Annotated in this window: 21 protein-coding genes; 3 read left to right on the top strand and 18 right to left on the bottom strand. The window is 59.5% G+C overall.

Going from position 1 to position 26167, the window contains the following annotated elements; translation table 11 throughout:
• Positions 1-74 precede the first annotated feature (74 nt).
• The 18 genes from tilS to rpsB all read right to left on the bottom strand — a co-directional run bounded on the left by tilS (position 75) and on the right by rpsB (position 20883).
• Positions 75-1394, bottom strand: a complete 1320-nt coding sequence (gene tilS / locus AB9N64_RS24725) for a tRNA lysidine(34) synthetase TilS (RefSeq protein ID WP_371359739.1) — start codon at positions 1392-1394, stop codon at positions 75-77.
• A gap of 174 nt (positions 1395-1568) precedes the next feature.
• On the bottom strand, positions 1569-2516 hold the full coding sequence (locus AB9N64_RS24720) for an acetyl-CoA carboxylase carboxyltransferase subunit alpha (protein WP_003189182.1): 948 nt from the start codon (positions 2514-2516) through the stop codon (positions 1569-1571).
• A 129-nt stretch (positions 2517-2645) separates the two neighbouring features.
• Positions 2646-6167: a DNA polymerase III subunit alpha gene (gene dnaE, locus AB9N64_RS24715; RefSeq protein ID WP_003189180.1), complete on the bottom strand. Its 3522-nt coding sequence runs from the start codon at positions 6165-6167 to the stop codon at positions 2646-2648.
• 76 nt (positions 6168-6243) lie between these two features.
• Complete coding sequence (rnhB, locus tag AB9N64_RS24710) at positions 6244-6870, bottom strand: ribonuclease HII (protein ID WP_161793220.1); 627 nt, start codon at positions 6868-6870, stop codon at positions 6244-6246.
• 2 nt (positions 6871-6872) lie between these two features.
• A complete protein-coding gene (gene lpxB, locus AB9N64_RS24705) occupies positions 6873-8012 on the bottom strand; it encodes a lipid-A-disaccharide synthase (RefSeq protein ID WP_060767064.1) in 1140 nt (379 codons plus the stop codon).
• Positions 8013-8014: 2 nt separating this feature from the next.
• Positions 8015-8791 (bottom strand): acyl-ACP--UDP-N-acetylglucosamine O-acyltransferase, encoded by a 777-nt coding sequence (gene lpxA, locus AB9N64_RS24700; protein ID WP_014717236.1) that lies wholly within the window; start codon positions 8789-8791, stop codon positions 8015-8017.
• Positions 8788-9228 (bottom strand): 3-hydroxyacyl-ACP dehydratase FabZ, encoded by a 441-nt coding sequence (gene fabZ / locus AB9N64_RS24695; protein ID WP_003172281.1) that lies wholly within the window; start codon positions 9226-9228, stop codon positions 8788-8790. The genes lpxA and fabZ overlap by 4 nt, the downstream gene beginning before the upstream one ends.
• Before the next feature lie 111 nt (positions 9229-9339).
• Positions 9340-10395, bottom strand: coding sequence for a UDP-3-O-(3-hydroxymyristoyl)glucosamine N-acyltransferase (gene lpxD / locus AB9N64_RS24690; RefSeq protein WP_014717235.1), 1056 nt, complete (start codon positions 10393-10395; stop codon positions 9340-9342).
• 3 nt (positions 10396-10398) lie between these two features.
• On the bottom strand, positions 10399-10902 hold the full coding sequence (locus tag AB9N64_RS24685) for an OmpH family outer membrane protein (RefSeq protein ID WP_003189173.1): 504 nt from the start codon (positions 10900-10902) through the stop codon (positions 10399-10401).
• Between the two features lie 45 nt (positions 10903-10947).
• Entirely contained in the window at positions 10948-13335 is a 2388-nt protein-coding gene (gene bamA / locus AB9N64_RS24680) for an outer membrane protein assembly factor BamA (protein WP_014717234.1), read from the bottom strand.
• A gap of 74 nt (positions 13336-13409) precedes the next feature.
• Positions 13410-14762, bottom strand: coding sequence for a sigma E protease regulator RseP (gene rseP, locus AB9N64_RS24675; RefSeq protein ID WP_014717233.1), 1353 nt, complete (start codon positions 14760-14762; stop codon positions 13410-13412).
• Positions 14763-14815: 53 nt separating this feature from the next.
• Positions 14816-16006 carry a 1-deoxy-D-xylulose-5-phosphate reductoisomerase gene (ispC, locus tag AB9N64_RS24670; RefSeq protein WP_019817859.1) on the bottom strand — a complete coding sequence of 397 codons (1191 nt, stop codon included), beginning with the start codon at positions 16004-16006 and terminating at the stop codon, positions 14816-14818.
• A complete protein-coding gene (locus tag AB9N64_RS24665; protein ID WP_020300964.1) occupies positions 16003-16809 on the bottom strand; it encodes a phosphatidate cytidylyltransferase in 807 nt (268 codons plus the stop codon). Before AB9N64_RS24665 ends, ispC begins: the two co-directional genes overlap by 4 nt.
• Positions 16810-17565 (bottom strand): polyprenyl diphosphate synthase, encoded by a 756-nt coding sequence (uppS, locus tag AB9N64_RS24660; protein WP_003189167.1) that lies wholly within the window; start codon positions 17563-17565, stop codon positions 16810-16812.
• A 17-nt stretch (positions 17566-17582) separates the two neighbouring features.
• Positions 17583-18140 (bottom strand): ribosome recycling factor, encoded by a 558-nt coding sequence (gene frr, locus AB9N64_RS24655; protein ID WP_003189163.1) that lies wholly within the window; start codon positions 18138-18140, stop codon positions 17583-17585.
• On the bottom strand, positions 18137-18880 hold the full coding sequence (gene pyrH / locus AB9N64_RS24650; protein ID WP_003189161.1) for a UMP kinase: 744 nt from the start codon (positions 18878-18880) through the stop codon (positions 18137-18139). Before pyrH ends, frr begins: the two co-directional genes overlap by 4 nt.
• A gap of 210 nt (positions 18881-19090) precedes the next feature.
• A complete protein-coding gene (tsf, locus tag AB9N64_RS24645; RefSeq protein WP_005785711.1) occupies positions 19091-19954 on the bottom strand; it encodes a translation elongation factor Ts in 864 nt (287 codons plus the stop codon).
• Between the two features lie 191 nt (positions 19955-20145).
• Positions 20146-20883, bottom strand: a complete 738-nt coding sequence (rpsB, locus tag AB9N64_RS24640; protein ID WP_003189158.1) for a 30S ribosomal protein S2 — start codon at positions 20881-20883, stop codon at positions 20146-20148.
• Positions 20884-21271: 388 nt separating this feature from the next.
• Here rpsB and map point away from each other — a divergent pair, with 388 nt between their 5' ends.
• The 3 genes from map (at position 21272) to dapC (ending at position 26164) form a co-directional block, all read left to right on the top strand.
• Complete coding sequence (gene map, locus AB9N64_RS24635) at positions 21272-22054, top strand: type I methionyl aminopeptidase (RefSeq protein WP_003189156.1); 783 nt, start codon at positions 21272-21274, stop codon at positions 22052-22054.
• A 64-nt stretch (positions 22055-22118) separates the two neighbouring features.
• Positions 22119-24821 carry a [protein-PII] uridylyltransferase gene (locus AB9N64_RS24630; RefSeq protein ID WP_014717230.1) on the top strand — a complete coding sequence of 901 codons (2703 nt, stop codon included), beginning with the start codon at positions 22119-22121 and terminating at the stop codon, positions 24819-24821.
• A gap of 143 nt (positions 24822-24964) precedes the next feature.
• Positions 24965-26164 (top strand): succinyldiaminopimelate transaminase, encoded by a 1200-nt coding sequence (gene dapC, locus AB9N64_RS24625; protein ID WP_371359732.1) that lies wholly within the window; start codon positions 24965-24967, stop codon positions 26162-26164.
• Positions 26165-26167: the final 3 nt, after the last annotated feature.

The following is a 26167-nucleotide window of genomic DNA, read 5'->3' as shown; positions in this document are numbered from 1 at the left end:
GGCAACGACTGCGATTCAGGCGAATCCACAGAAGTTGTATCAAGAAGGGAGCGTAGTCTACCGGAAAGGCGCTATCAGCTCAAACCTTGATCGCAGGTCTGTGGCAACCAATCCAATTGCACCTCACCCATCGACCGGGCCCATGCCCCCGCAACGCTTGGCACAGCCAGCAATTGCTCGCCCCGATAGACCAGCGGCAATCTGCCACGGACGAAGCCCGGCATGCCGCTTTCATTCAGCAGACGCTTGAGATCGCGCCGGCCTCGGCCCGGTACGTCGATGATTTCGCCACCCTGGCGATAACGCACCTGCAGCGGGCCTTCGGGGGCCTTGCCGATAAATCTCAGTTGGCCATTACCCGATAACTCTAGTGGATTTTGCGGATCGGGCCAGCTCACCGATGCGTCGGAAAACTCCGACCATGTGGAGGGCAACCACCAGATGCGTTCACCGCTACGCTGCATTTGGCCGTCGGCCAGGCGCCACAGAGGCTGTGCGTCCCCCTTGGCATCGCGCAGGGCATGCCAACCGGCCCAGTGATCGCTGTCGGGTAAACGGGTCAGTGGCGCGAGCCAATGCCGCAGGGCGTTACGCTGGCGGGCATCGGATAATTCACGCAATGGTTCAAGCGCCAGAGACGGCAGAGGCAACCAGGGAAACGCAGAAGGCTGATCGGCGCGCTGCAGGTCCATCATCGCCAATTCGTCGAGCAGCCCTTGCGCCTCAGCCATGTGTTCAGCCGTGCGAGCCAAGTGGGTGATCGCCTGGGGCCAGCGCTCCGTCACGGCAGGGAGTACACGGTGACGCAAGTAATTGCGGGAAAACCGGGAATCAACGTTGGAGGGGTCGTCGATCCACTGCAACTGATGCTGATGGGCGTAGGCTTCCAGCTCGCTACGGGTGCACGCCAGCAACGGCCGCACCAAGCGGCCTTGGGCCAACGGGCGATGCTCAGGCATAGCCGCCAACCCTCGCACACCGGCGCCACGCAGCAGGCGAAACAGCAGGGTTTCGGCTTGATCGTCGCGATGCTGGCCAGTGAAAAGCACCTCCCCTGCCTCCATGACTTGCATGAACGCTTGGTAGCGCGCCTCGCGGGCCGCGCGTTCAAGGCTCGCACCGGGACTGACCTGCACGCGCATGACGCGCAAGGGTACGCCCAGGCTGTCGCAGACCGATTGGCAATGAGCAGGCCACGCCTCGGCAGCAGCTTGCAGGCCATGGTGGACATGGACGGCGCTGACAGGAGGCAGATTTTCGATGTTGGCCAGTGAGACCAGGAGGTGCAGCAGGACGGTGGAGTCGAGACCGCCGGAGAACGCGATATGCCAGGCCGGGGCGTTGCGCCAGGGGGCCAGGGTGTGCAGGAGTGTGGCCGGCAGGGTTGGTTTCATCACACGTCACCGCCGCAAAGCTTGAATACGTTCGTCAGCATACACAAAGCAAATGTGGGAGCCGGGCTTGCCCGCGATGCAGGCACCTCGGTGTATCAGTGATACCAAGGTGATGCTATCGCAGGCAAGCCAGCTCCCACACAAGCCGGCTACTACATTGGGTACAGCGTCGGCTTAGAGGCCGTAGCTCATCAGGCGCTCATAACGACGAGCCAGCAGCGCTTCGTTATCCAGCTTCTTGAGCATCGCCAGTTGCGAACCCAACTCGGCACGGATGGTCGCAGCGGCGGCAGCCGGGTCACGGTGGGCGCCGCCCAGTGGCTCGGCGATGACCTTGTCCACGATACCCAGGCCTTTGAGGCGATCGGCGGTGATGCCCATGGCTTCGGCAGCGTCCGGCGCCTTTTCGGCGGTTTTCCACAGGATCGAGGCACAACCTTCCGGCGAGATCACCGCGTAGGTCGAGTACTGCAACATGTTCAGTTGGTCGCAGACACCAATGGCCAGGGCACCGCCGGAACCACCTTCACCAATCACAGTGGCGATGATCGGGGTTTTCAGGCGCGCCATGACGCGCAGGTTCCAGGCAATCGCTTCGCTCTGGTTGCGCTCTTCGGCGTCGATACCCGGGTAGGCACCCGGCGTGTCGATGAAGGTCAGGATAGGCATCTTGAAGCGCTCGGCCATTTCCATCAGGCGGCACGCCTTGCGATAGCCTTCCGGGCGCGGCATGCCGAAGTTGCGGCGTACTTTCTCGCGCACTTCACGGCCTTTCTGATGACCGATCACCATAACCGGCTGATCGTCCAGGCGAGCGATACCGCCCACAATGGCCGCGTCGTCGGAGAAGTGACGGTCGCCGTGCAACTCGTCGAACTCGGTGAAGATGTGTTCGATGTAGTCCAGGGTGTAGGGACGGCGCGGGTGGCGAGCCAGGCGCGCGATCTGCCAGCTGGTCAGCTTGCCGAAGATGTCTTCGGTGAGCGTGCTGCTCTTGTCTTGCAGGCGAGCGATTTCATCACCGATGTTCAGCGAATTGTCATTGCCGACCAGGCGCAGCTCTTCGATCTTGGCTTGCAGGTCAGCGATCGGCTGTTCGAAATCAAGAAAATTCGGGTTCATAAGCGTCCGTCTTGGGTCGACGGCCAAGGGGTGCCTGGCCAGCCGGTTGTCTATTCGCGCCCTACCTTAAGGGAGAGGCGCGTTTAGGTCGAGATTAAATGTTTAGTCGAGATCAGATCTATCTGACCGTCAACGGTATTGGAGGAAGACGTTGTCTCGCCCGAACTGGTCACGCAAAGCTTGAATCAAGCCATCAGCGGGATCAATTCGCCACGTCTCACCAAACTGCAACATGGCCTTGGCATCGCTGCCGGTGTACTCCATGGTCACCGGGCATGCGCCACGATGGCGTTTTAGCAGGTCACCCAACCAGCGTAGCTGATCGCCTTTAAGCGCTTCGGTTTTGACCTTCAGGCGCAGGCTTTCGGCCAGGTTGGTGCGGGCGTCTTCCATGCTCATCACGCGCTTGATGCGCAGGCGCAGGCCACCGGAGAAGTCATCATTGCTGACCTCCCCTTCCACCACCACCATGGCGTCGGTCTGCAACAGCGATTGGGCGGAGTGAAACGCGTCGGCAAACAATGACGCTTCGATGCGGCCCGAGCGGTCATCGAGGGTGATGAAGCCCATCTTGTCGCCCTTCTTATTTTTCATCACCCGCAGGGCGATGATCATACCGGCGACGGTCTGGGTATCCCGCGCCGGTTTGAGGTCGATGATGCGCTGACGGGCAAAACGGCGGATTTCGCCTTCGTACTCGTCAATCGGGTGACCGGTGAGGTACAGGCCCAAGGTGTCTTTTTCACCCTTGAGGCGTTCCTTCAGAGTCAGCTCCTTGGCCTTGCGGTGATTCGCGTAGACATCCGCATCCTCTTCGACGAACAGCCCGCCAAACAGGTCGGCGTGGCCGCTGTCATGGGTACGAGCGGTCTGCTCGGCGGCCTTGATCGCCTCTTCCATGGCGGTCAGCAGCACCGCCCGGTTACGATCGATATTGGCCTGGTAAGCCTTGGGCTCATCATGAAAATACGGGCCAAGACGGTCGAGTGCGCCGCTGCGGATCAGGCCATCGAGGGTACGTTTGTTGATGCGCTTGAGATCCACCCGCGCGCAGAAATCGAACAGGTCCTTGAACGGCCCGTCCTGACGCGCTTCGGTAATGGCCTCCACCGGACCTTCGCCCACGCCTTTGATCGCGCCGAGGCCATAGATGATGCGGCCTTCGTCGTTCACCGTGAACTTGAACTCCGAAGCGTTCACGTCCGGCGCGTCGAGGCGCAGCTTCATGGTGCGCACTTCCTCGATCAAGGTCACGACCTTGTCGGTGTTGTGCATATCCGCCGAGAGTACCGCCGCCATGAACGGTGCCGGGTAGTGGGCTTTCAACCAGGCGGTCTGGTACGACACCAGGCCATAGGCGGCGGAGTGGGATTTGTTGAAGCCATAACCGGCGAATTTTTCTACCAGGTCGAAGATGTTACCGGCCAGGTCGGCATCGATGTTGTTGGTGGCGCAACCTTCAATGAAACCGCCGCGCTGCTTGGCCATTTCCTCGGGCTTTTTCTTACCCATGGCGCGACGCAGCATGTCCGCACCGCCGAGGGTGTAGCCGGCCATCACCTGGGCGATCTGCATCACCTGTTCCTGGTACAGGATGATGCCGTAGGTCGGCGCCAGTACGGGCTTGAGGCCCTCGTACTGGTAGTCGGAGTGCGGGTAAGCCAGCTCGGCGCGGCCGTGTTTACGGTTGATGAAGTCATCCACCATGCCCGATTGCAGCGGGCCCGGACGGAACAGGGCCACCAGTGCGATCAAGTCTTCCAGGCAGTCGGGCTTGAGCTTTTTGATCAGCTCCTTCATGCCCCGGGATTCAAGCTGGAACACCGCCGTGGTTTCGGCTTTTTGCAGCAGGCTATAGGTCGGTTTGTCGTCCAGCGGGATAAACGCGATATCCAGCGGTTCTTCGCCGACCTTGGCACGGTCGCGGTTGATGGTCTTGAGTGCCCAGTCGATGATCGTCAGGGTCCGCAGGCCGAGGAAGTCGAACTTCACCAGGCCGGCGGCCTCCACGTCGTCCTTGTCGAACTGGGTGACCAGGCCGTCGCCTTCTTCATCGCAATAGATCGGCGAAAAGTCGGTGAGCTTGGTCGGCGCAATAACCACGCCACCAGCGTGTTTACCGACGTTACGCACCACGCCTTCGAGCTTGCGCGCCATGTCCCAGATTTCGGCGGCTTCTTCATCGACCTTGATGAAGTCGCGCAGGATTTCTTCCTGCTCGTAGGCTTTTTCCAGGGTCATGCCGACTTCGAACGGGATCATCTTCGACAGGCGGTCGGCCAAACCGTAGGACTTGCCCTGCACCCGCGCCACGTCGCGAATTACCGCTTTGGCGGCCATGGAACCGAAGGTGATGATCTGACTTACTGCGTTGCGGCCGTATTTCTCGGCCACGTATTCAATCACGCGGTCACGACCATCCATGCAGAAGTCGACGTCGAAGTCGGGCATGGATACCCGTTCCGGGTTCAGGAACCGTTCGAACAGCAGGTCATATTCAAGCGGGTCAAGGTCGGTGATCTTCTGTACGTAGGCCACCAGCGAGCCAGCACCTGACCCCCGGCCCGGACCTACCGGCACGCCGTTGTTTTTCGCCCACTGGATAAAGTCCATTACGATCAGGAAGTAGCCGGGGAACCCCATCTGGATGATGATATCCAGCTCGAAATTCAACCGATCGACATACACCTGGCGCTTGGCTTCGTAGTCCTCGGTGGTGTCCTTGGGCAGCAGGACGCTGAGGCGTTCCTCCAGGCCATCGAACGACACTTTGCGAAAGTATTCGTCGATGGTCATGCCATCGGGAATCGGGAAGTTGGGCAAAAAGTGCTTGCCCAGCTTTACTTCGATGTTGCAGCGCTTGGCGATCTCGACGGAGTTTTCCAGGGCCTCGGGCAAGTCGCTGAACAGCTCCGCCATTTCCTCGGCGCTTTTGAGGTACTGCTCTTCGCTGTAGTTCTTCGAGCGGCGCGGGTCATCCAGGGCCCGGCCTTCACCGATGCACACGCGGGTTTCGTGGGCTTCGAAGTCTTCTTTCTTGATGAAGCGCACATCGTTGGTCGCCACCAGCGGCGCACCCAGCTTATCGGCCAGGGCGACGGCAGCGTGCAGATGCTCTTCATCGTTGGGACGGTTGGTGCGCTGGACTTCCAGGTAGAACCGGCCTGGGAACACCTGCATCCACTCACGCGCCAGCACTTCGGCTTCCTGAGGGTTGCCGCCCAGCAGCGCGATACCGATTTCGCCCTCTTTGGCCGCCGAGAGCATGATCAGGCCTTCGCTGGCTTCGGCCACCCACTCGCGCTCGATGATGATCGAGCCGTTACGCTGGCCATCGATAAAGCCACGGGAGATCAGTTCGGTGAGGTTGCGATAACCCACGCCGTTCATCGCCAGCAGGCTGATGCGGCTCAGGGGGTTATCCGGGTCTTTGTTGGACAGCCAGAGGTCGGCGCCGCAGATCGGCTTGATGCCGGCGCCCATGGCGTTCTTGTAGAACTTGACCAGGGAACACATGTTGTTCTGGTCGGTAACCGCGACCGCAGGCATGTTCATGCCCACCAGGGTTTTGACCAGCGGTTTGATCCGTACCAGGCCGTCGACCAGGGAGTACTCAGTGTGCAGGCGTAGATGAACGAATGAAGCCGGCATAGTGATCCTGTCTTGATACATGAAAACAACAAGGCCCGGATTGTACCGGGCCTGGGTAAAAACATCAGCCTTGCTGCTAAACCTCGATCAGACTTTCACGGGCCTCATAAGCCTGGCGCACCGGGGCAAACGAGCGGCGATGGATCGGGGTGGGGCCGAGCCGAGCCAGAGCTTCCAGATGAACGGGGGTCGGGTAGCCTTTATGGCCACCAATGCCGTAGCCGGGATAGATCAATTCGAACGCGGCCATTTCACGGTCGCGGCTGACCTTGGCCAGGATCGAGGCAGCCGCAATGGCCGGAACCTTGCTATCGCCCTTGACCACCGCTTCGGACGGCATTGTCAGTTTAGGGCAGCGGTTACCGTCGATCATCGCCATTTTCGGGGTGATGTGCAGCCCTTCCACAGCACGCTGCATCGCCAGCATGGTGGCGTGCAGGATATTCAGCTCGTCGATTTCTTCGACTTCAGCCCGGGCGATATGCCAGCTCAGGGCTTTTTCACAGATTTCGTCATAGAGTTTTTCGCGACGGGCTTCGGTGAGCTTCTTCGAATCGTTGAGCCCCAGGATCGGGCGGTTCGGATCAAGGATCACCGCCGCCGTAACCACTGCGCCACAGAGCGGACCGCGCCCGACTTCGTCAACACCCGCCACCAGTTCGTGGGCCTGGGCAACGAGGCTGAAATCCAGGCCCATTTGCATGGTCATAAGGCTTCCTGTTTATGGCCGATCAAGGTCAACACGGCGTCGGCCGCCTGGTTCGAGGCGTCACGGCGTAACGTGCGGTGAATATCGTCGAAACCACGGGTCTGCTCTTCGCCGCCGTCGATCAAGGGTAGTAGGGTTTGCGCAAGCGCGTCGGGCGTTGCATCGTCCTGCAACAACTCCGGCACCAGCAGGCGCTGGGCCAACAGGTTGGGCAAGGAAATGTAAGGGCTCTTGACCATGCGCTTGAGAATCCAGAAGGTCAGTGGCGCCAGGCGATAGGCCACGACCATCGGCCGCTTGTACAGCAAGGCCTCAAGCGTGGCGGTGCCCGAGGCGATCAACACCGCATCGCAGGCTGCCAGGGCCAGGTGGGACTGGCCATCGAGCAGCGTCAACGGCAGGCTGCGACCTTCCAGCAGGGTTTCGATCTGGGCACGGCGTTGTGGGCTGGCACAGGGCAGTACAAAGCGGATCCCCGGCTTTTGCGCCTGGAGACGTTCGGCGGCATCAAAAAACAGCGCTCCCAAACGTCCTACCTCGCCGCCACGGCTCCCTGGCATCAACGCAACCAAGGGGCCATCGCGCAAGCCCAGCTCGGCACGCGCAGCCGCACGATCAGCTTGCAAGGGAATGGCGTCAGCCAGGGTGTGGCCGACAAACCGCACCGGCACGCCCTTCTCTTCGTAGAACCGGGCTTCGAATGGCAGCAAGGTCAGCATCAGGTCGCAGCCTTCGCGGATTTTCAACACACGCTTCTGGCGCCACGCCCACACGGATGGGCTGACGTAGTGCACGGTCTTGATCCCGGCCTGGCGCAACTTGAGTTCGATATTGAGCGTGAAATCCGGCGCATCGATGCCGATAAAGACGTCAGGCTGTTCTTCGATCAGTGTCTTGATCAACAGCTTGCGGCGAGCCAGCAGCTCACGCAGGCGCCCCAAGACTTCCACCAGCCCCATGACCGACAGGCGCTCCATGGGGAAGTAGGAGGTCAGGCCTTCGGCCTGCATCAATGGGCCACCGACCCCGATAAATTCCACCGCCGGATGCTGGGCCTTGAGCGCCCGCATCAAGCCGGCACCCAGGATATCGCCGGAAGCTTCACCGGCCACGAGCGCAATACGCAGAGTGGCCATGATCAGCGAGTGATGCCGCGAGTCGAGGTCTGGATGGAGTCACGGAACACCGCGACTTCCGAGAACTGCGTGGCAGGCTCGGCCAACTCGGCCAAGGCCTGTTCCACGGTCAACCCTTGGCGGTAAACCGTCTTGTAGGCACGGCGCAGGGCGTGGATGGCGTCTTCGCTGAAACCGCGACGACGCATGCCCTCGAAGTTCATGCTACGGGCTTCGGCAGGGTTGCCGAACACCGTCACGAACGCCGGGACATCCTTGCCGATGGCGGTGCCCATGCCGGAAAAGCTGTGGGCGCCGATGTGGCAGTATTGATGCACCAGGGTAAAACCGGAGAGGATCGCCCAGTCATCAACGTGCACATGGCCTGCCAACGCAGTGTTGTTGACCAGAATACAATGGTTGCCGATCACGCTGTCATGGCCGATGTGCGCATAGGCCATGACCAGATTGTGATCACCCAAGGTGGTTTCGGCGCGATCCTGCACGGTGCCGCGGTGAATGGTGACGCCTTCACGAATGATGTTGTGGTCACCGATGACCAGGCGTGTTTCTTCACCCTTGTACTTCATGTCCGGGGTGTCTTCGCCTACCGAGGAAAACTGGTAGATACGATTGTGTTTGCCAATTCGGGTGGGACCCTTGAGGATCACGTGCGGCCCGATGACAGTCCCCTCGCCGATTTCCACACCTGCGCCGACGATCGACCAAGGGCCGACCTCAACGTCGGCGGCCAGTACGGCCGACGGATCGATGATTGCGCGAGGGTCAATCAAACTCATAGTTTGCGTTCCGCACAGATGATCTCGGCAGAGCACACCGGCTTGCCATCTACCGAGGCCTGGCATTCAAACTTCCAGATCTGGCGTTTGCAACTGATGAACTTGGCTTCCAGGATCAACTGGTCACCCGGGGTGACCGGGTTGCGAAAACGCAGTTTGTCGGAACCCACGAAATAGTAAAGCGTGCCGTCGGCAGGCTTGAGGTCGAGCATTTTGAAACCAAGGATACCGGCAGCCTGGGCCATGGCTTCGATGATCAACACACCTGGCATGATTGGATGCGCAGGAAAGTGACCATTGAAGAATGGTTCGTTGATGCTGACATTCTTGTAGGCACGAATGCGCTTTTCCTCGACGTTGAGGTCCACTACGCGGTCCACCAGCAGGAACGGGTAACGGTGAGGCAGGTATTCGCGAATCTCGTTGATGTCCATCATTTCGGGGGGAAGCCTGTAATAAAGATTGGGGGCGGGCGCACCAGGCGCACGCCCCGCTAGCAAATCAAGGAGGCCGTCTAGCGGCCGCGCACACTTGATATGGAAATGGTATCAGCCTTCTGATGAAGCATTACCGCCAGGGGTCACGTCCCCGACACGCTTTTCAAGCTGTTTGATACGTCGTGCCATGTCGTCGATCTTCCTCAAACGCGCGGCACTCTTGCGCCATTCGGCCGCAGGTTGCATCGCGGTACCGGATGAATAGGCCCCTGGCTCTGTGATCGAGTGGGTCACCATGGTCATGCCGGTGATGAAGACGTTGTCGCAAATGTCGATATGCCCCACCAGCCCCACGCCACCGGCGAGCATGCAATGCTTGCCGATCTTGGTGCTGCCGGAAATACCCACGCAGGCGGCCATGGCGGTGTGATCGCCAATCTGTACGTTGTGAGCGATCTGGATCTGGTTATCGAGCTTCACACCGTTACCGATCACGGTATCGGCCAAGGCTCCGCGATCCACAGCAGTGTTCACACCGATCTCCACATCGTCGCCGATCAGTACGCCACCGACCTGGGCAATCTTGTGCCAGACACCTTTGGAGTTGGCAAAGCCAAAGCCTTCGCCGCCGATAACAGCACCGGACTGTATGACCACACGTTGACCAATACGCACATCGTGGTAGAGAGTCACGCGGGGGGCTAGCCAACCATCGGCACCAATTTCACAGCGTGCACCGATAAAGCAGTGGGCACCCACGGTGACACCAGCACCAATACGCGCCCCGCTCTCGATCACGGCAAACGCACCGATGCTGGCGGCAGGGTCAACCTGGGCATCCTCGGCGATCACGGCAGACGGGTGAATACCGCCAGCCGCCTTCGGCTTGGGATCGAACAGGTGCGACGCCTTGGCGTACGACAGGTACGGGTCGGCCACCACCAGCGCATCCCCGGTAAACCCTTCGGCGTCAGCGGCCTTCAGCAACACGGCTGCGGCCTGGCAGTCGACCAGGTATTTACGGTATTGAGGATTTGCGAGGAAGCTCAACTGAGCTGGGCCAGCCTCCTGCAAGGTGGCTAGCCCAGTGATTTCTTTCTCCTTGGAGCCACGTAAGGTGGCCCCCAGGAACTCGGCCAACTCGCCGAGCTTGATAGTCGCTGTCATGGTTTACTTCAGCTGGTTCATGCGCTCGATCACCTGGCGGGTGATGTCGTATTGAGGCTTGACGTCGATCACGGCGCCACGCTCGAACACCAGGTCAAAGGCACCCTTCTTGATGACTTCTTCCACAGCGCTGTCCAATTTAGGCTTGAGCTGCTTGAGCATTTCGCGGTCGGCCACAGCCTTGGCTTCGTTCAGCTCCTTGGATTGGAACTGGTAGTCACGGGCCTTTTGCTTGAATTCAAGCTCCAGACGCTCGCGCTCGCCTTGCTGCATCTTGTCGCCACCGGCTACCAGGCGGTCCTGGATACCCTTGGCGCTGCTTTCCAGCGTCTTGAGTTTGGTCAGTTGCGGACCGAATTTCTTCTCGGCATCCACGGCATATCGCTTGGCCGCATCGGACTCCAGCAGGGCCATCTGATAGTTCAGGACCGCGATTTTCATTTCGGCGAAGGCCGGGGTGGTGACCAGCACAGTGGCCAGCAAGACCAATTGAGTCAACTTACGCACGATGTACTCCTACAGAATCCGTTGTCGTTATCTTAGGTCAGACGCTTAGAACGTCTGGCCGAGGGAGAATTGGAAAATCTGGGTTTCAGCGTTATCCGGTTTCTTGATCGGCATGGCCAGAGCAAAGCTCAACGGGCCCAGCGCAGTCACCCAGGTCACACCCACGCCCACGGAGCTCGCCAGGTTGCTGAGGCTTACGTCGTTGCACTGAGTGTTGGACTTCAAGCCACTTGGGTTCTTGATCTGTTCGCACTTGGAGTCGAACACGTTACCCACGTCCCAGAAGACCGAAGTACGCAGGGAACGCTGGTCCTTGACGAACGGCAGCGGGAACAGAATCTCCGCACCACCCTGGATCAACACGTTACCACCGAATGGCAGCGGGTCGTTGTCCGAGTCAGCGACAGTGCCCTGGTTACCAGTCCGGTCAACACCGCGGCTTGGCGTACCACGCGGACCCAAGGTGCTGTCCTTGAAACCACGTACCGAATTGAAACCACCTGCATAGTAGTTTTCATAGAACGGCAAGCCATCGGTCGAACCATAACCGTCGCCATAGCCCAGCTCTGTGTGCAGGCGCATGGTGTAGTTATCGCTCAACGGCTGGAACAACTGGCCGCGGTAGTCGAGCTTGAAGAACGACAGGTCGCTGCCCGGCGTGGTGACTTCCGCAGTCAGGCTCTGGGAGTGGCCGCGGGTTGCCAGTACGCCTTTGTTCAGGGTCGACTCGGACCAACCGGCAGACGCCTTGAAGTTCAGGAACTTGTCGCCTTCACGACGGGTGAAGTCGAAGATTTCGTCCACGGTGTACACACCGGTCTTGATCTCATCCTGCTGGGCGGTAAGGCCAAAGGTCAGGCGCGAGGTTTCGCTGATCGGGTAACCCACGTTGACACCAGCACCCAGGCTGTCGATCGCATAGCTTGCAACGTCAACATCGAGGTCTTTGTAGTCGGTGGTGCGGTAGAAGGCGTTGTAGCCCAGGCTCACGCCGTCTGCAGTCCAGTAGGGGTCGGTGTAGCCGAAGTTGTATCGGCTCTGGTATTCGCTGCGGGTCAGGCCGATGGACACACGGTTACCGGTACCCAGGAAGTTGTTCTGCGTGATGGAACCACCCAGGATCAAACCGGCGCTCTGGGCGAAACCGACACTGGCAGTGATCGAACCCGAGGCTTGTTCTTCAACGGCGTAGTTCACGTCAACCTGGTCATCCACACCCGGTACGGCCGGGGTTTCGACGTTGACTTCCTTGAAGAAGCCCAGGCGCTCAAGACGGGTCTTGGATTGGTCGATCAGGTAGGTCGAAGCCCAGCCACCTTCCATCTGACGCATTTCACGACGCAGCACTTCGTCCGCAGACTTGGTGTTGCCTCGGAAGTTGATGCGGTTGACGTAGGCACGCTTGCCCGGATCGACGACGAAGGTGATGTCCACGGTGTGGTCTTCATCATTCGGGGTCGGCACGCCGTTGACGTTGGCGAAGGTATAGCCTTCGTTACCCAGGCGGCGGGTGATCAGCTCAGAGGTAGTGGTCATCAGCTTGCGCGAGAACACCTGGTCCTTCTGCACCAGCAACAGGGACTTGACCTGGTCTTCAGGCACTTTCAGGTCACCGCTGAGCTTGACGTCACGAACCTTGTACTTCTCACCTTCGTTGACGTTGACGGTAATGTAGACGTGCTTCTTGTCCGGGGTGATGGACACCTGGGTCGAAGCGATGTCCATGTTGATGTAGCCACGGTCCAGGTAGTAGGAGCGCAGGCGTTCCAGGTCACCGGAGAGTTTTTCACGGGCGTACTTGTCATCGTTCTTGAAGAACGACAACCAGTTGGTGGTCTTGAGTTCGAACAGGTCGACCAGGTCTTCATCAGGGAACTTGGTGTTGCCCACGACGTTGATGTGCTGGATGGCGGCCACGGTGCCTTCGTTGATGTTGACCTTCAGGCCCACACGGTTACGAGGCTGGGGGATCACTTCGGTTTCCACGGTCGCGGAGTAGCGGCCCTGGGCTACGTACTGGCGTTGCAACTCGTTACGCACGCCCTCAAGGGTTGCGCGCTGGAAGATCTCGCCCTCGGCCAGGCCCGATTGCTTCAGGCCCTTCATCAGGTCTTCAGTGGAGATGGCCTTGTTACCTTCGATCGCGATACTCGCGACGGAAGGTCGCTCGACGACCGTGATGACCAGGACGTTACCTTCGCGACCCAGTTGGATATCTTGAAAGAACCCGGTTTTGAACAGCGCACGAGTGGATTCCACCAGGCGACGATCATCCGCCTGTTCCCCGACGTTCAACGGCAAGGCACCAAAGACGCTACCCGCGGAAACCCGCTGGAGGCCGTTGACGCGAATATCGGAGATGGTGAAGGACTCGGCGTGAACTTCGGCGATCATCAATACGGTGAGAACCGCAGTTAGCAGCAGACGTTTCATGAAGTCCTTTCTTATTCCAACTGGCAATAAACAAACTGCCGCAAAATGCGGCAGATTCGCAATTCAGCGAAGCGTTACAGACGTCCCAGATCGTTGACCAGGGCTAACAACATCACCCCGACCACCAAACTGATACCAATCTGTATCCCCCAACCCTGCACCCGATCCGACAAGGGGCGACCACGCACCCACTCGACCAGATAAAACAGCAGATGCCCCCCATCCAATACTGGAATGGGCAGCAAATTCAGAACCCCAAGGCTAATACTCAGATAAGCCAGGAAATTCAGGAAATCCGCGACACCCGACTGGGCAGAAGCGCCCGCCACTTTAGCAATGGTTATCGGTCCACTCAAGTTTTTTACCGAGAGCTCACCGAACAACATTTTCTTGAGGGATTCGAGGGTCAGCACGCTCATGGTCCAGGTGCGTTTCGCACCCTCGCCAATCGCGGCCAAAGGCCCGAAACTGACCTCTCGCACCATCGATGGCGGCCATTCGACACCTTTGACCCCGGCACCCAGGTATCCGCCGGCCGCCTTGGCTTCCCCTCGCACCGACAAGGTCACGGGGACGTCGATTTGAGCACCCTCGCGCTCAACCTTCAGCACAATTTTGGTATCAGGGCGCACACGCACCAGGTCGACCACCTGCTGCCAGTCACCCAGCGCCTGACCATCAAGGGCCAACAGGCGATCACCGGTTTTCAGGCCAGCAGCCTGGGCCGGCCCCTTTGGATCGAGTTCGGCCAGCACCGGCGGCAAGGCCGGACGCCAAGGGCGGATCCCCAGGGATTTGATCGGATCGGGCTCATCGGCGCCCTTGAGCCAATGGTCCAGCGCCAATGCCCGCGGGGTTTCGGCGCTGGAGTCCTGGTCACGCACCACCACATTGACGGTGCCGCTTTCACCCAGGCGACGCACCAACTGCAAATTGACCGCGCCCCACCCTGTGGTGGGTTCGCCATCAATCGATACAATTTCCTGCCCTGCCGTCAGGCCCGCCTTGGCCGCGATGCTGTCGGCTTCGACCGCGCCAATGACCGGGCGCACCTGCTGGCTGCCCAGCATGGCCAAAACCCAGAAGAACACCATCGCCAACAGGAAGTTGGCAATCGGCCCCGCCGCGACAATCGCGATACGCTGACGAACGGTCTTGCGATTGAAGGATTGGTCCAGTTGGTCTGCAGGCACTTCGCCTTCGCGCTCATCGAGCATCTTGACGTAGCCGCCCAACGGGATAGCAGCAATGACAAACTCAGTGCCGCGGCGATCATGCCAGCGCAACAACGGCATGCCGAAACCGACGGAAAAGCGCAATACCTTGACGCCGCAACGACGCGCCACCCAGAAGTGGCCGAATTCGTGGAAGGTCACCAACACACCCAGAGCAACCAGGGTGCCGACAATCATGTAGAGCGCACTCATCTAATTTCTCCGCATTTCAATCCAATGCCTGAAGACTCAAACCTGCCCGCGGCCTAACCCGCATTGCGATCCAACCATTGCCCAGCCAGGGCTCGGGCCTTGGTGTCAGCCTCGAACACCGCCTCCAGGTCATTCACTGCCACTACCGGCTCACGCGCCAGGACGTCCTCGATGATACTCGCGATCTGCGGAAAGCGGATGCGCCGTTCAAGAAACGCCGCCACGGCCACTTCGTTGGCCGCGTTAAGCATCGCCGGGGCACTGTTACCCGCCTCGGCCGCTTGCCGCGCCAGGCGCAAACAAGGGAAACGCTGCTCGTCTGGAGCTTCGAAGTCCAGGCGCGCAATTGCAAACAGGTCCAACGGTGCTACGCCGGAATCAATCCGCTCAGGCCACGCCAAGGCGTTGGCGATCGGTGTGCGCATGTCCGGGTTACCCAACTGCGCCAACACCGAGCCATCCACGTAATCGACCAGGGAATGGATCACACTTTGTGGGTGAATGACCACCTCAACCTGGTCAGGCCGCGCATCGAACAGCCAGCATGCCTCGATCAACTCCAGGCCCTTGTTCATCATGCTCGCCGAATCCACGGAGATTTTGCGCCCCATGGACCAGTTCGGGTGAGCGCATGCCTGATCGGGAGACACATGGTCCAGCTCGGCCGACGGAGTCTGGCGGAATGGGCCACCCGATGCCGTCAGCAAAATCCGGCGCACGCCGACCTGGCTCAAGCCGCGGGCAAAATCACCGGGCATGCACTGGAAGATGGCGTTGTGCTCGCTGTCCAGAGGCAGCAGCACCGCGCCGCTCTTACGCACCGCTTGCATAAAGAGTGCGCCGGACATGACCAAGGCTTCTTTGTTGGCCAGCAGGATTTTCTTGCCAGCATCGACTGCCGCCAAGGTCGGGCGCAAACCGGCTGCACCGACAATCGCCGCCACGACGGTATCCACGTCCGCATCGGCCGAGACCTGGCACAACCCTGCCTCGCCGACCAATACCTGAGTAGCCAGCCCGGCAGCCCGCAGATCCTCCTGCAGATTACGAGCCGCAGCCGCCTCAGGCACCACGGCAAAGCGCGGCGAGTGACGCACGCACAAGGCCAGCAACTCGCGCAAACGCGTGAAGCCGGTCAGGGCGAAAACTTGATAGCGATCGGGGTGACGCGCTATGACGTCAAGGGTACTGAGCCCGACCGAGCCGGTCGCGCCCAGCACCGTAACCTGCTGCAGGCGGCTCACGAAGCGATCATCCACAACAGCACGGCAAAAATAGGCAGCGCAGCGGTGAGGCTGTCGATACGGTCAAGCACACCGCCATGGCCTGGCAGCAGGTTACTGCTGTCCTTGATGCCCGCCTGGCGTTTGAACATGCTCTCGGTAAGGTCGCCCACCACCGAGATGAAGACGACAATAGCCGTCCCCAGCAAGGCCAGAAGCACTTCTTTTACCGACCATTCACGCACCACACCGACCACCAGGGTGATCAGCAGCGTCAAGGCCAGGCCGCCGTATACGCCTTCCCAGCTCTTGCCGGGGCTGACGGCCGGGGCCAGCTTGCGTTTGCCAAAGGCTCTACCCGAGAAGTAGGCACCAATATCAGCACCCCATACCAACACCATTACAGCCAGGATCAATTCGTTGCCCAGCGGGTAACGCTTGATTTCCACCAGCCCTTGCCAGGCCGGCAACAGGATCGCCAGGCCGATCACCAGCTTGCAGGCCACGCTGGACCATTGGCCACTGGTGCGTGGATAGGTGAGTACCAGGAACGTCGCCAACGCCCACCACAACACTGCTGCTCCCAGCACCCAGGGCGCGATGTCCGGCAGGATGTACATGAAGAACAACAACAGCGCGACCACGGCGGCGTAGGCCACACGCGGCAACTGGTTGACGAAACCTGCCAGGCGCGCCCATTCCCACGCCCCAAGGGTCACGACCAAGCCGATGAACAGCGCAAAGCCGGAACCGTCGAGCAGGAAAAAACCGCACAAGGCAATCGGCAGCAGGATCAGCGCCGTGATGATTCGTTGTTTAAGCATTTAAACCCGGGCTCCAGCTTCGATCTGCTCGCTCGTTTTACCGAAACGACGCTGACGGGAAGCGAAATCGGCCAGTGCATTACGCATGGCATCGTGTTTGAAGTCCGGCCAGAACAGGTCGGAGAAGTACAGCTCGGTGTAGGCCAGCTGCCACAGCAGGAAATTGCTGATGCGATGCTCGCCACCGGTACGAATGCACAAGTCCGGCAACGGTAGGTCGCCGGTCACCAGGCAGGTTTGCAACAGTTCGGGCGTGATGTCGTCCGGGCGCAGATGGCCGGCCTGCACTTCGCGGGCCAGCCGCTGTGCAGCCTGGGCGATATCCCACTGGCCACCGTAGTTGGCTGCGATCTGCAGTACAAAACGGTTACTGCCGGCAGTGATGGCCTCGGCTTCGCGCATGGCCGTTTGCAGCTCCGGATGGAACCGCGAACGATCACCAATGATGCGCAGACTGATGTTGTTGTCATTGAGGCGCTTGGCCTCACGACGCAAGGCCTTGAAGAACAGGTCCATCAAGGCACTGACCTCATCGGCGGGCCGCTGCCAGTTCTCACTGGAGAACGCGAACAAGGTCAGCACTTCGACCTTGGCCTCGGCGCACACTTCAATCACCGCCCTTACCGCGTCAACACCCGCTTTATGCCCGGCAACACCCGGCATAAAGCGTTTTTTCGCCCAGCGATTATTCCCATCCATGATGATCGCGACATGGCGCGGCACCACGGAGGGCACAGTCTGCTTGGTCTTTTCCATGAAGGCGTCCTGACCCCTTATACGGCCATCAGGTCCTTTTCTTTTTCTTCGGTCGCCTTGGTAATCTGGGCTTCGGCGTCCTTGGTCAGCTTGTCGATATCAGCGACGGCACGGCGCTCTTCGTCTTCGCTGATTTCCTTATCCTTGACCAGTTTCTTCAGGTCGCCCAGCGCATCGCGGCGGATGTTACGCACGGCAACGCGCGCATCTTCAGCAGCACTGCGCGCCTGCTTGGTGAAGCCCTTTCGGGTTTCTTCGGTCAGGGCTGGCATGGAGATCAGCAGCAACTCGCCCAGGTTGGTCGGGTTGAGGTTCAGGCCGGCACTCTGGATAGCCTTGTCGACAGCCGCGAGCATGTTGCGCTCGAAGGCCACAACTTGCAGGGTGCGCGAATCCTTCACGGTCACGTTGGCTACACCGCTCAGCGGGGTGTCGGAACCGTAGTAAGGCACCATCACGCTGCCCAGGATGCTTGGGTGCGCCTTGCCAGTACGGATCTGGCCAAAGGCATGGCTCAAGGATTCCAGGGATTTCTGCATACGCGCCTGGGCGTCTTTCTTGATTTCGTTGATCATTGTTGGCCTTCCTCGATCAGAGTCCCTTCTGCGCCGCCGTGTACGATATTCAGCAGGGCGCCGGGCTTGTTCATGTTAAATACGCGCAGCGGCATCTTGTGGTCGCGGCACAGGCAGATAGCGGTCAGGTCCATGACACCCAGCTTGCGATCCAGTACTTCATCGTAGGTCAGATGATCGAACTTCTCGGCATGCGGGTCTTTGAATGGGTCTGCAGTGTAAACGCCATCCACCTTGGTCGCCTTCAACACCACGTCGGCATCGATTTCGATAGCACGCAGGCATGCGGCCGAGTCGGTGGTGAAGAACGGGTTACCTGTGCCAGCGGCAAAGATCACCACTTCCTTGGAGTTCAGGTGGCGCATGGCTTTGCGGCGATCATAATGATCGGTCACGCCAACCATGGAAATAGCCGACATCACGATGGCCGAGATATTGGCGCGCTCCAGGGCGTCGCGCATGGCCAGGGCGTTCATCACAGTGGCCAGCATGCCCATGTGGTCGCCGGTAACCCGGTCCATACCGGCAGCACTGAGTGCCGCACCGCGGAACAGGTTGCCACCACCAATCACCAGGCCGACCTGCACACCGATACCGACCAATTGGCCGACTTCCAGCGCCATGCGGTCAAGCACCTTGGGATCGATCCCGAACTCTTCCGAGCCCATCAGGGCCTCGCCGCTGAGCTTGAGTAGAATGCGTTTATAGCGAGCCTGATAACCACTGCCCTGCTGAGCCATTGCGAATCTCTCCTGCGGCGTATTTTTTAAAAATTCTTGGCGAGCCGTTTACGGCTTGCGTTCACTCTAGCTGGACGCTGTCACAGCGCCATCGGAACACGGCTTTGTAAGCCAGTTCCGAGAGGAAACCAAATAAAATTGGCCTTCCCATTTGAAAAGAGGCTGCGCGCGTGAGCGGGCAGCCTCTTTCGGCGACAGTTTGGAACTGTCTTATTGCTTGGCGGCAGCCAGCTGGGCAGCAACTTCTTCAGCGAAGTTGTCGACCGGCTTCTCGATGCCTTCGCCTACTTTGAAGTAAGTGAAGGAAACGATTTCAGCACCGGCTTTCTTGGCCAGTTCGCCAACCTTGATTTCAGGGTTCTTGACGAACGCCTGCTCAACCAGGCTTGCTTCGGCCAGGAACTTGCTGATACGGCCCTTGACCATGTTCTCAACAATGTTTTCTGGCTTGCCTTTGATTTTTTCTTCGTTCAGCTGCAGGAACACAGCTTTTTCACGCTCGATCGCTTCGGCCGAAACTTCCGAAGGCAGCAGGAACTCAGGGTTGCTTGCAGCAACGTGCATCGCGATGTCTTTGGCCAGCTCAACGTCGCCGCCTTTCAGAACAACTGCAACACCGATTTTGTTGCCGTGCAGGTAGCCACCAACTACGTCACCTTCAACGCGAACCAGGCGACGGATGTTGACGTTTTCGCCAACCTTGCCGACCAGTACCAGGCGAGCTGCTTCTTGAGCTTCGATCAGAGGCTCAACAGTGGTCAGCTTGTCAGCGAAAGCTTTTTCGACGCTGGCAGCAACGAATGCTTTGAAGTCGTCCTGCAGAGCCAGGAAGTCGGTCTGGGAGTTCACTTCCAGCAGAACGGCGGATTTGCCGTCTTCTTTCAGAGCGATAGCGCCTTCAGCAGCCACGTTGCCTGCTTTCTTGGCAGCCTTGATGGCGCCGGAAGCACGCATGTCATCAATGGCTTTTTCGATGTCGCCGCCGGCCTTGGTCAAGGCCTTTTTGCAATCCATCATGCCTTCGCCGGTACGCTCACGCAGTTCTTTAACCAACGCTGCAGTAATCTCTGCCATTTCAAAATCCTCTTGGATAGGTTTTCAACCATTCCACCCGATCAAACGGGCGATCAATTCTTCCCGAATCTCCGTTGTAGGCCGCTGCACGTTACAAATAATGTAGCTGCGCTGCCGACAAATGGTTTTCGAGGTGGCAAAAAGGGGGCCAAGCCCCCTTTTTGCTTACTGAGTCAACGCCAGGGCGTCAGTTACTCAGCGGCAGCTACCGGAGCTTCTTCAACGAACTGCTCGGTACCGCCAGCAACGTGGTTGCGGCCACGGATTACAGCGTCAGCCATCGAACCCATGTACAGCTGGATAGCGCGGATTGCGTCATCGTTGCCTGGGATGATGTAGTCAACGCCTTCCGGGCTGCTGTTGGTATCGACTACGCCGATAACCGGGATGCCCAGCTTGTTGGCTTCGGTGATCGCGATGCGCTCGTGATCAACGTCGATCACGAACAGTGCGTCAGGCAGACCGCCCATGTCCTTGATACCACCCAGGGAACGATCGAGCTTTTCCAGATCACGGGAGCGCATCAGCGCTTCTTTCTTGGTCAGCTTGGCGAAAGTACCGTCTTCGGCTTGTACTTCAAGGTCACGCAGACGCTTGATGGAAGCACGGATGGTTTTGAAGTTGGTCAGCATGCCGCCCAACCAGCGGTGATCGACGTACGGAGAACCGCAACGTGCTGCTTCTTCAGCAACGATCTTGCCAGCGGAACGCTTGGTGCCGACGAACAGGATCTTGTTTTTGCCCTGGGCCAGACGCTCTACGAAAGTCAGCGCTTCGTTGAACATTGGCAGGGTTTTTTCAAGGTTGATAATGTGAATCTTGTTACGCGCGCCGAAAATGTACTTACCCATTTTCGGGTTCCAGTAACGGGTCTGGTGACCGAAGTGCACACCGGCCTTCAGCATATCGCGCATGTTGACTTGGGACATGATAGTTCCTTAATAAGTCGGGTTTGGCCTCCACGTATCCCAATGACCAACCAACGGCATCAAGGCCTCCGGCACCCAGGTCATCGTGTCGACACGTGTGTGGATTTAAGCTTTGCGGGGTATCCCCGGAAAGCGGCGCATTTTATACCACAGCATCGGCAAAAACGAAACCCGCAATCACATTTGCCGGTCGCCGCCTTTGCGTAAGCCCTTGAATACAGCCAACATGCCTCTACCTCATAGAGAGAAGCGATCACCAGACGCGCATGATTTGCCAGCATCGTCTGTTAGAATCGCGTTTTTTGGGAATTGCGCGAATGTTGTAACCCTTTGTCGCGCCCCCCGTGAACCGTATTGATTTCAGCGCGTCGCGCTAGAGAGAGCCTGTATGACCGTTACCTTGAAAACCGCCGAAGACATCGCAGGCATGCGCGTTGCCGGCAAACTGGCTGCCGACGTGCTGGAAATGATCGCCGAACACGTCAAGCCCGGCGTCACCACTGAAGCGCTGGACCGTATCTGCCACGACTATATAGTCGACGTGCAAAAAGCCATCCCTGCCCCGCTGAATTACAAAGGTTTCCCCAAGTCGATCTGCACCTCGATCAACCACGTGGTCTGCCACGGCATTCCGGGCGACAAACCACTGAAAGACGGTGACACCCTGAACATCGACGTCACGGTGATCAAGGATGGTTACCACGGCGATACCAGCCGCATGTTCCACGTCGGTAACGTGCCGGTGTGGGCCGAGCGCCTGTCCCAGGTCACCCAGGAATGCATGTACAAGGCCATCGAGATCGTCAAACCCGGCTGCCGCCTGGGTGACATTGGCGAAGTGATCCAGAAGCACGCGGAAAAGAACGGCTTCTCGGTGGTGCGCGAATTCTGCGGCCATGGTATCGGCAAAGTGTTCCACGAAGAGCCGCAGATTCTGCACTACGGCCGTGCGGGCACCGGCATGGAACTCAAGGCCGGCATGACCTTCACCATCGAACCGATGATCAACCAGGGCAAGGCCGACACCAAGGTGTTGGGCGACGGCTGGACCGCCATCACCAAGGACCGCAAGCTCTCAGCCCAGTGGGAACACACCCTGCTGGTCACCGACACCGGTTATGAGATCTTCACCCTGCGCGCCGACGACACCATCCCACGCGTTTCGGCCTGAAGGCTGCCCAGGTTTTCCCACAGCGTGTTGTGACTGACTGATAGATAGAAAGGAAAGCCGATCGATGCCCCAGGTGGATCCCGAACTCTTCGACCGTGGCCAGTTCCAGGCCGAGCTGGCATTGAAGGCAAGCCCCATCGCCGCCTTCAAGAAGGCCATCCGCCAAGCCCGCGAGGTGCTCGATGCGCGCTTTCGCAGTGGCCGGGATATTCGCCGCCTGATCGAAGACCGCGCCTGGTTCGTCGATAACATCCTGCAAAAGGCCTGGGAGCAGTTCAATTGGAGTTTCGACGCCGATATCGCCCTGGTGGCGGTCGGCGGCTACGGTCGCGGCGAACTGCACCCCTACTCCGACATTGACCTGCTGATCCTGCTGGACAAGGCCGATCACGAGACCTTTCGCGATTCCATCGAGCGCTTTCTGACGTTGCTGTGGGACATCGGCCTGGAAGTCGGCCAAAGCGTACGCTCGGTGGACGAATGCGCGGAAGAGGCCCGTGCGGACCTGACGGTGGTCACCAACCTGATGGAAAGCCGCACCATCTGTGGCCCCGAGCGCCTGCGCCAGCGCATGCTCGAAGTCACCAGCACCGCACACATGTGGCCAAGCAAAGACTTTTTCCTGGCCAAGCGCGCCGAACAAAAAGCCCGGCACCACAAGTACAACGACACCGAATACAACCTGGAACCCAACGTCAAAGGCTCACCGGGCGGGCTGCGGGATATCCAGACGATTTTGTGGGTAGCGCGCCGCCAATACGGCACGCTGAACCTGCGCGCCCTGGCTGGCGAAGGCTTTCTGGTGGAGAGCGAAAACACTCTGCTGGCCTCGTCCCAGGAATTCCTGTGGAAGGTGCGCTACGCCCTGCACATGCTGGCTGGTCGTTCCGAAGACCGCCTGCTCTTCGACCACCAGCGCTCTATCGCTACCCTTCTGGGCTTTGAAGGCGAAGATGCGAAGACCAGCATTGAAAGCTTCATGCAGCAGTACTACCGGGTGGTCATGAGCATTGCTCAGCTCAGCGACTTGATCATCCAGCACTTCGAAGAAGTGATCCTGGCTCCCGAAGATGAAGCGCCGCCGCAGCCGATCAACGCGCGTTTCCAACTGCATGACGGCTATATCGAAGCGCGTAACGACAACGTGTTCCGCCGCACACCGTTCGCCATGCTGGAAATCTTTGTGTTGATGGCCCAGCAGCCGGAGATCAAAGGCGTGCGCGCCGACACCATCCGCTTGCTGCGGGAAAACCGTCACCTGATCGACGACGACTTTCGCAACGATATCCGTAACACCAGCCTGTTTATCGAGCTGTTCAAGTGCCGCATCGGCATCCATCGCAACCTGCGGCGCATGAACCGCTACGGCATTCTCGGGCGCTACCTGCCGGAGTTCGGCTTTATCGTCGGGCAGATGCAACACGACCTGTTCCATATCTATACCGTCGATGCCCACACCCTGAACCTGATCAAGCACCTGCGTAAGTTGCAGTACACCCAGGTGTCAGAGAAATTCCCGCTGGCCAGTAAGCTGATGGCCAAGCTGCCCAAGCCCGAGTTGATTTACCTGGCCGGCTTGTACCACGACATCGGCAAGGGCAGGCATGGCGACCACTCGGAGATCGGCGCGGTCGATGCCGAAGCCTTCTGCCAGCGCCACCAGTTGCCGGTGTGGGACAGCCGCCTGATTGTCTGGCTGGTGCAGAACCACCTGGTGATGTCGACCACGGCCCAGCGCAAGGACTTGTCCGACCCGCAGGTGATTCACGACTTTGCCGGCATCGTCGGCGATGAGACCCGCCTGGATTACCTGTATGTGCTGACCGTCTCCGACATCAACGCCACCAACCCGACACTGTGGAACTCCTGGCGCGCCAGCCTGTTGCGCCAGCTATACACCGAGACCAAGCGCGCCCTGCGCCGTGGCCTGGAGAACCCGGTGGACCGCGAAGAGCAGATCCGCCGTACCCAAAGCGCAGCCCTGGATATCCTGGTGCGCGGCGGTAACGACCCGGACGACGTCGAGCAACTCTGGTCGCAACTGGGTGACGATTACTTCCTGCGCCACACCGCCGGCGACGTGGCCTGGCACAGCGACGCGATCCTGCAGCAACCCGCCGATGGCGGCCCGTTGGTCCTGATCAAGGAAACCACCCAGCGCGAATTCGAAGGCGGCACGCAGATCTTCATCTACGCCCCCGACCAGCACGACTTCTTTGCCGTGACCGTGGCGGCCATGGACCAGCTCAACCTGAACATCCACGACGCCCGGGTCATCACCTCCAGCAGCCAGTTCACCCTCGACACCTACATCGTGCTCGACACCGACGGCGACTCAATTGGCGATAACCCGGCGCGGGTGAAAAAGATCCGCGAAGGTCTTACCGAAGCCCTGCGCAACCCCGACGACTACCCCACCATCATCCAGCGCCGGGTGCCGCGCCAGCTCAAGCACTTTGCCTTTGCGCCCCAGGTGACCATCTCCAACGACGCACAGCGACCGGTGACGGTGCTGGAGCTCAGCGCACCGGATCGCCCGGGCCTGCTGGCACGCATCGGCGGGATTTTCCTGGAGTTCGACCTGTCGTTGCAGAACGCCAAGATTGCGACCCTGGGCGAGCGCGTGGAAGACGTGTTCTTTATCACCGACGCCGACAACCAGCCACTGTCCGACCCGCAGCTGTGCCTGCGTTTGCAAGCGGCGATCGTGGAGCAATTGAGCGTGAGCCAGGAACCCGGCGTCGAGCTGACACGCCTGACCATTTGAATTCTTAACTTTGTGAACAGGAGTCATGTGGGAGCTGGCTTGCCTGCGATGCAGACACCTCGGTGCGTCAGGTCGACCGCAGTGAGGCCATCGCAGGCAAGCCAGCTCCCACAGGATCCGCGCTCACCGTGACAGAGGCTTATATGAACAACGCCCTTAACCAGTTGCAGCCCTACCCCTTCGAGAAACTGCGCGCTCTGCTCGGCAGCGTGACGCCGAACCCGGACAAGCGCCCGATTGCGCTATCCATCGGCGAGCCCAAGCACACCTCACCGGCCTTCGTTGCCGAGGCCTTGAGCAATAACCTCGATCAAATGGCGGTGTACCCCACCACCTTGGGTATTCCGGCCCTGCGCGAAGCCATCGGCGCCTGGTGCGAACGTCGCTTCAACGTGCCCAAGGGCTGGCTGGACCCGGCACGCAACATCCTGCCGGTCAACGGTACGCGCGAGGCGCTGTTTGCCTTCACCCAGACCGTGGTCAACCGTGGCGACGACGCGCTGGTGGTGAGCCCCAACCCGTTCTACCAGATCTACGAAGGCGCCGCGTTCCTGGCCGGGGCCAAGCCGCATTACCTGCCGTGCCTGGACAGCAATGGCTTCAACCCGGACTTCGACGCCGTCTCCCCCGACATCTGGAAACGTTGCCAGATCCTGTTCCTGTGCTCCCCAGGCAACCCGACCGGCGCGCTGATCCCGGTCGACACCCTGAAAAAACTCATCGCCCTGGCCGACGAATATGACTTCGTCATCGCCGCCGACGAGTGCTACAGCGAGTTGTACTTCGACGAGCAAACCCCACCGTCGGGCCTGCTCAGCGCCTGCGTCGAGCTGGGGCGCCAGGACTTCAAGCGTTGCGTGGTGTTCCACAGCCTGTCCAAGCGCTCCAACCTGCCAGGCCTGCGCTCAGGCTTCGTGGCCGGCGACGCCGAGATCCTCAAAGCCTTTTTGCTGTACCGCACCTACCACGGCTGCGCGATGCCCGTGCAAACCCAGCTTGCAAGCATTGCGGCCTGGCAGGACGAAGCCCACGTACTGGCCAATCGTGACCTGTACCGCGAGAAGTTCGACGCGGTGCTGGCGATCCTCGAGCCGGTGCTGGACGTGCAAAGCCCGGACGGCGGCTTTTACCTGTGGCCGAATGTAGAGGGTGACGACGCCACTTTCTGCCGCGATTTGTTCGTGGAAGAACATGTGACGGTGGTGCCGGGCTCTTACCTGTCGCGCGAAGTGGACGGCTTTAACCCTGGCGCGGGGCGTGTGCGCCTGGCATTGGTTGCGCCGTTAGCCGAATGCGTGGAAGCGGCTGAGCGGATTCGCGACTTTATCCAGCGTCGCCGTTAAGGG

The sequence above is a fragment of the Pseudomonas sp. KT_2_4 genome (assembly GCF_041410225.1).
GTDB classification, from domain to species: domain Bacteria; phylum Pseudomonadota; class Gammaproteobacteria; order Pseudomonadales; family Pseudomonadaceae; genus Aquipseudomonas; species Aquipseudomonas paracarnis.
The sequence above is the reverse complement of the archived record's forward strand: the minus strand, read 5'-3'. Positions and strand labels throughout refer to the sequence as shown.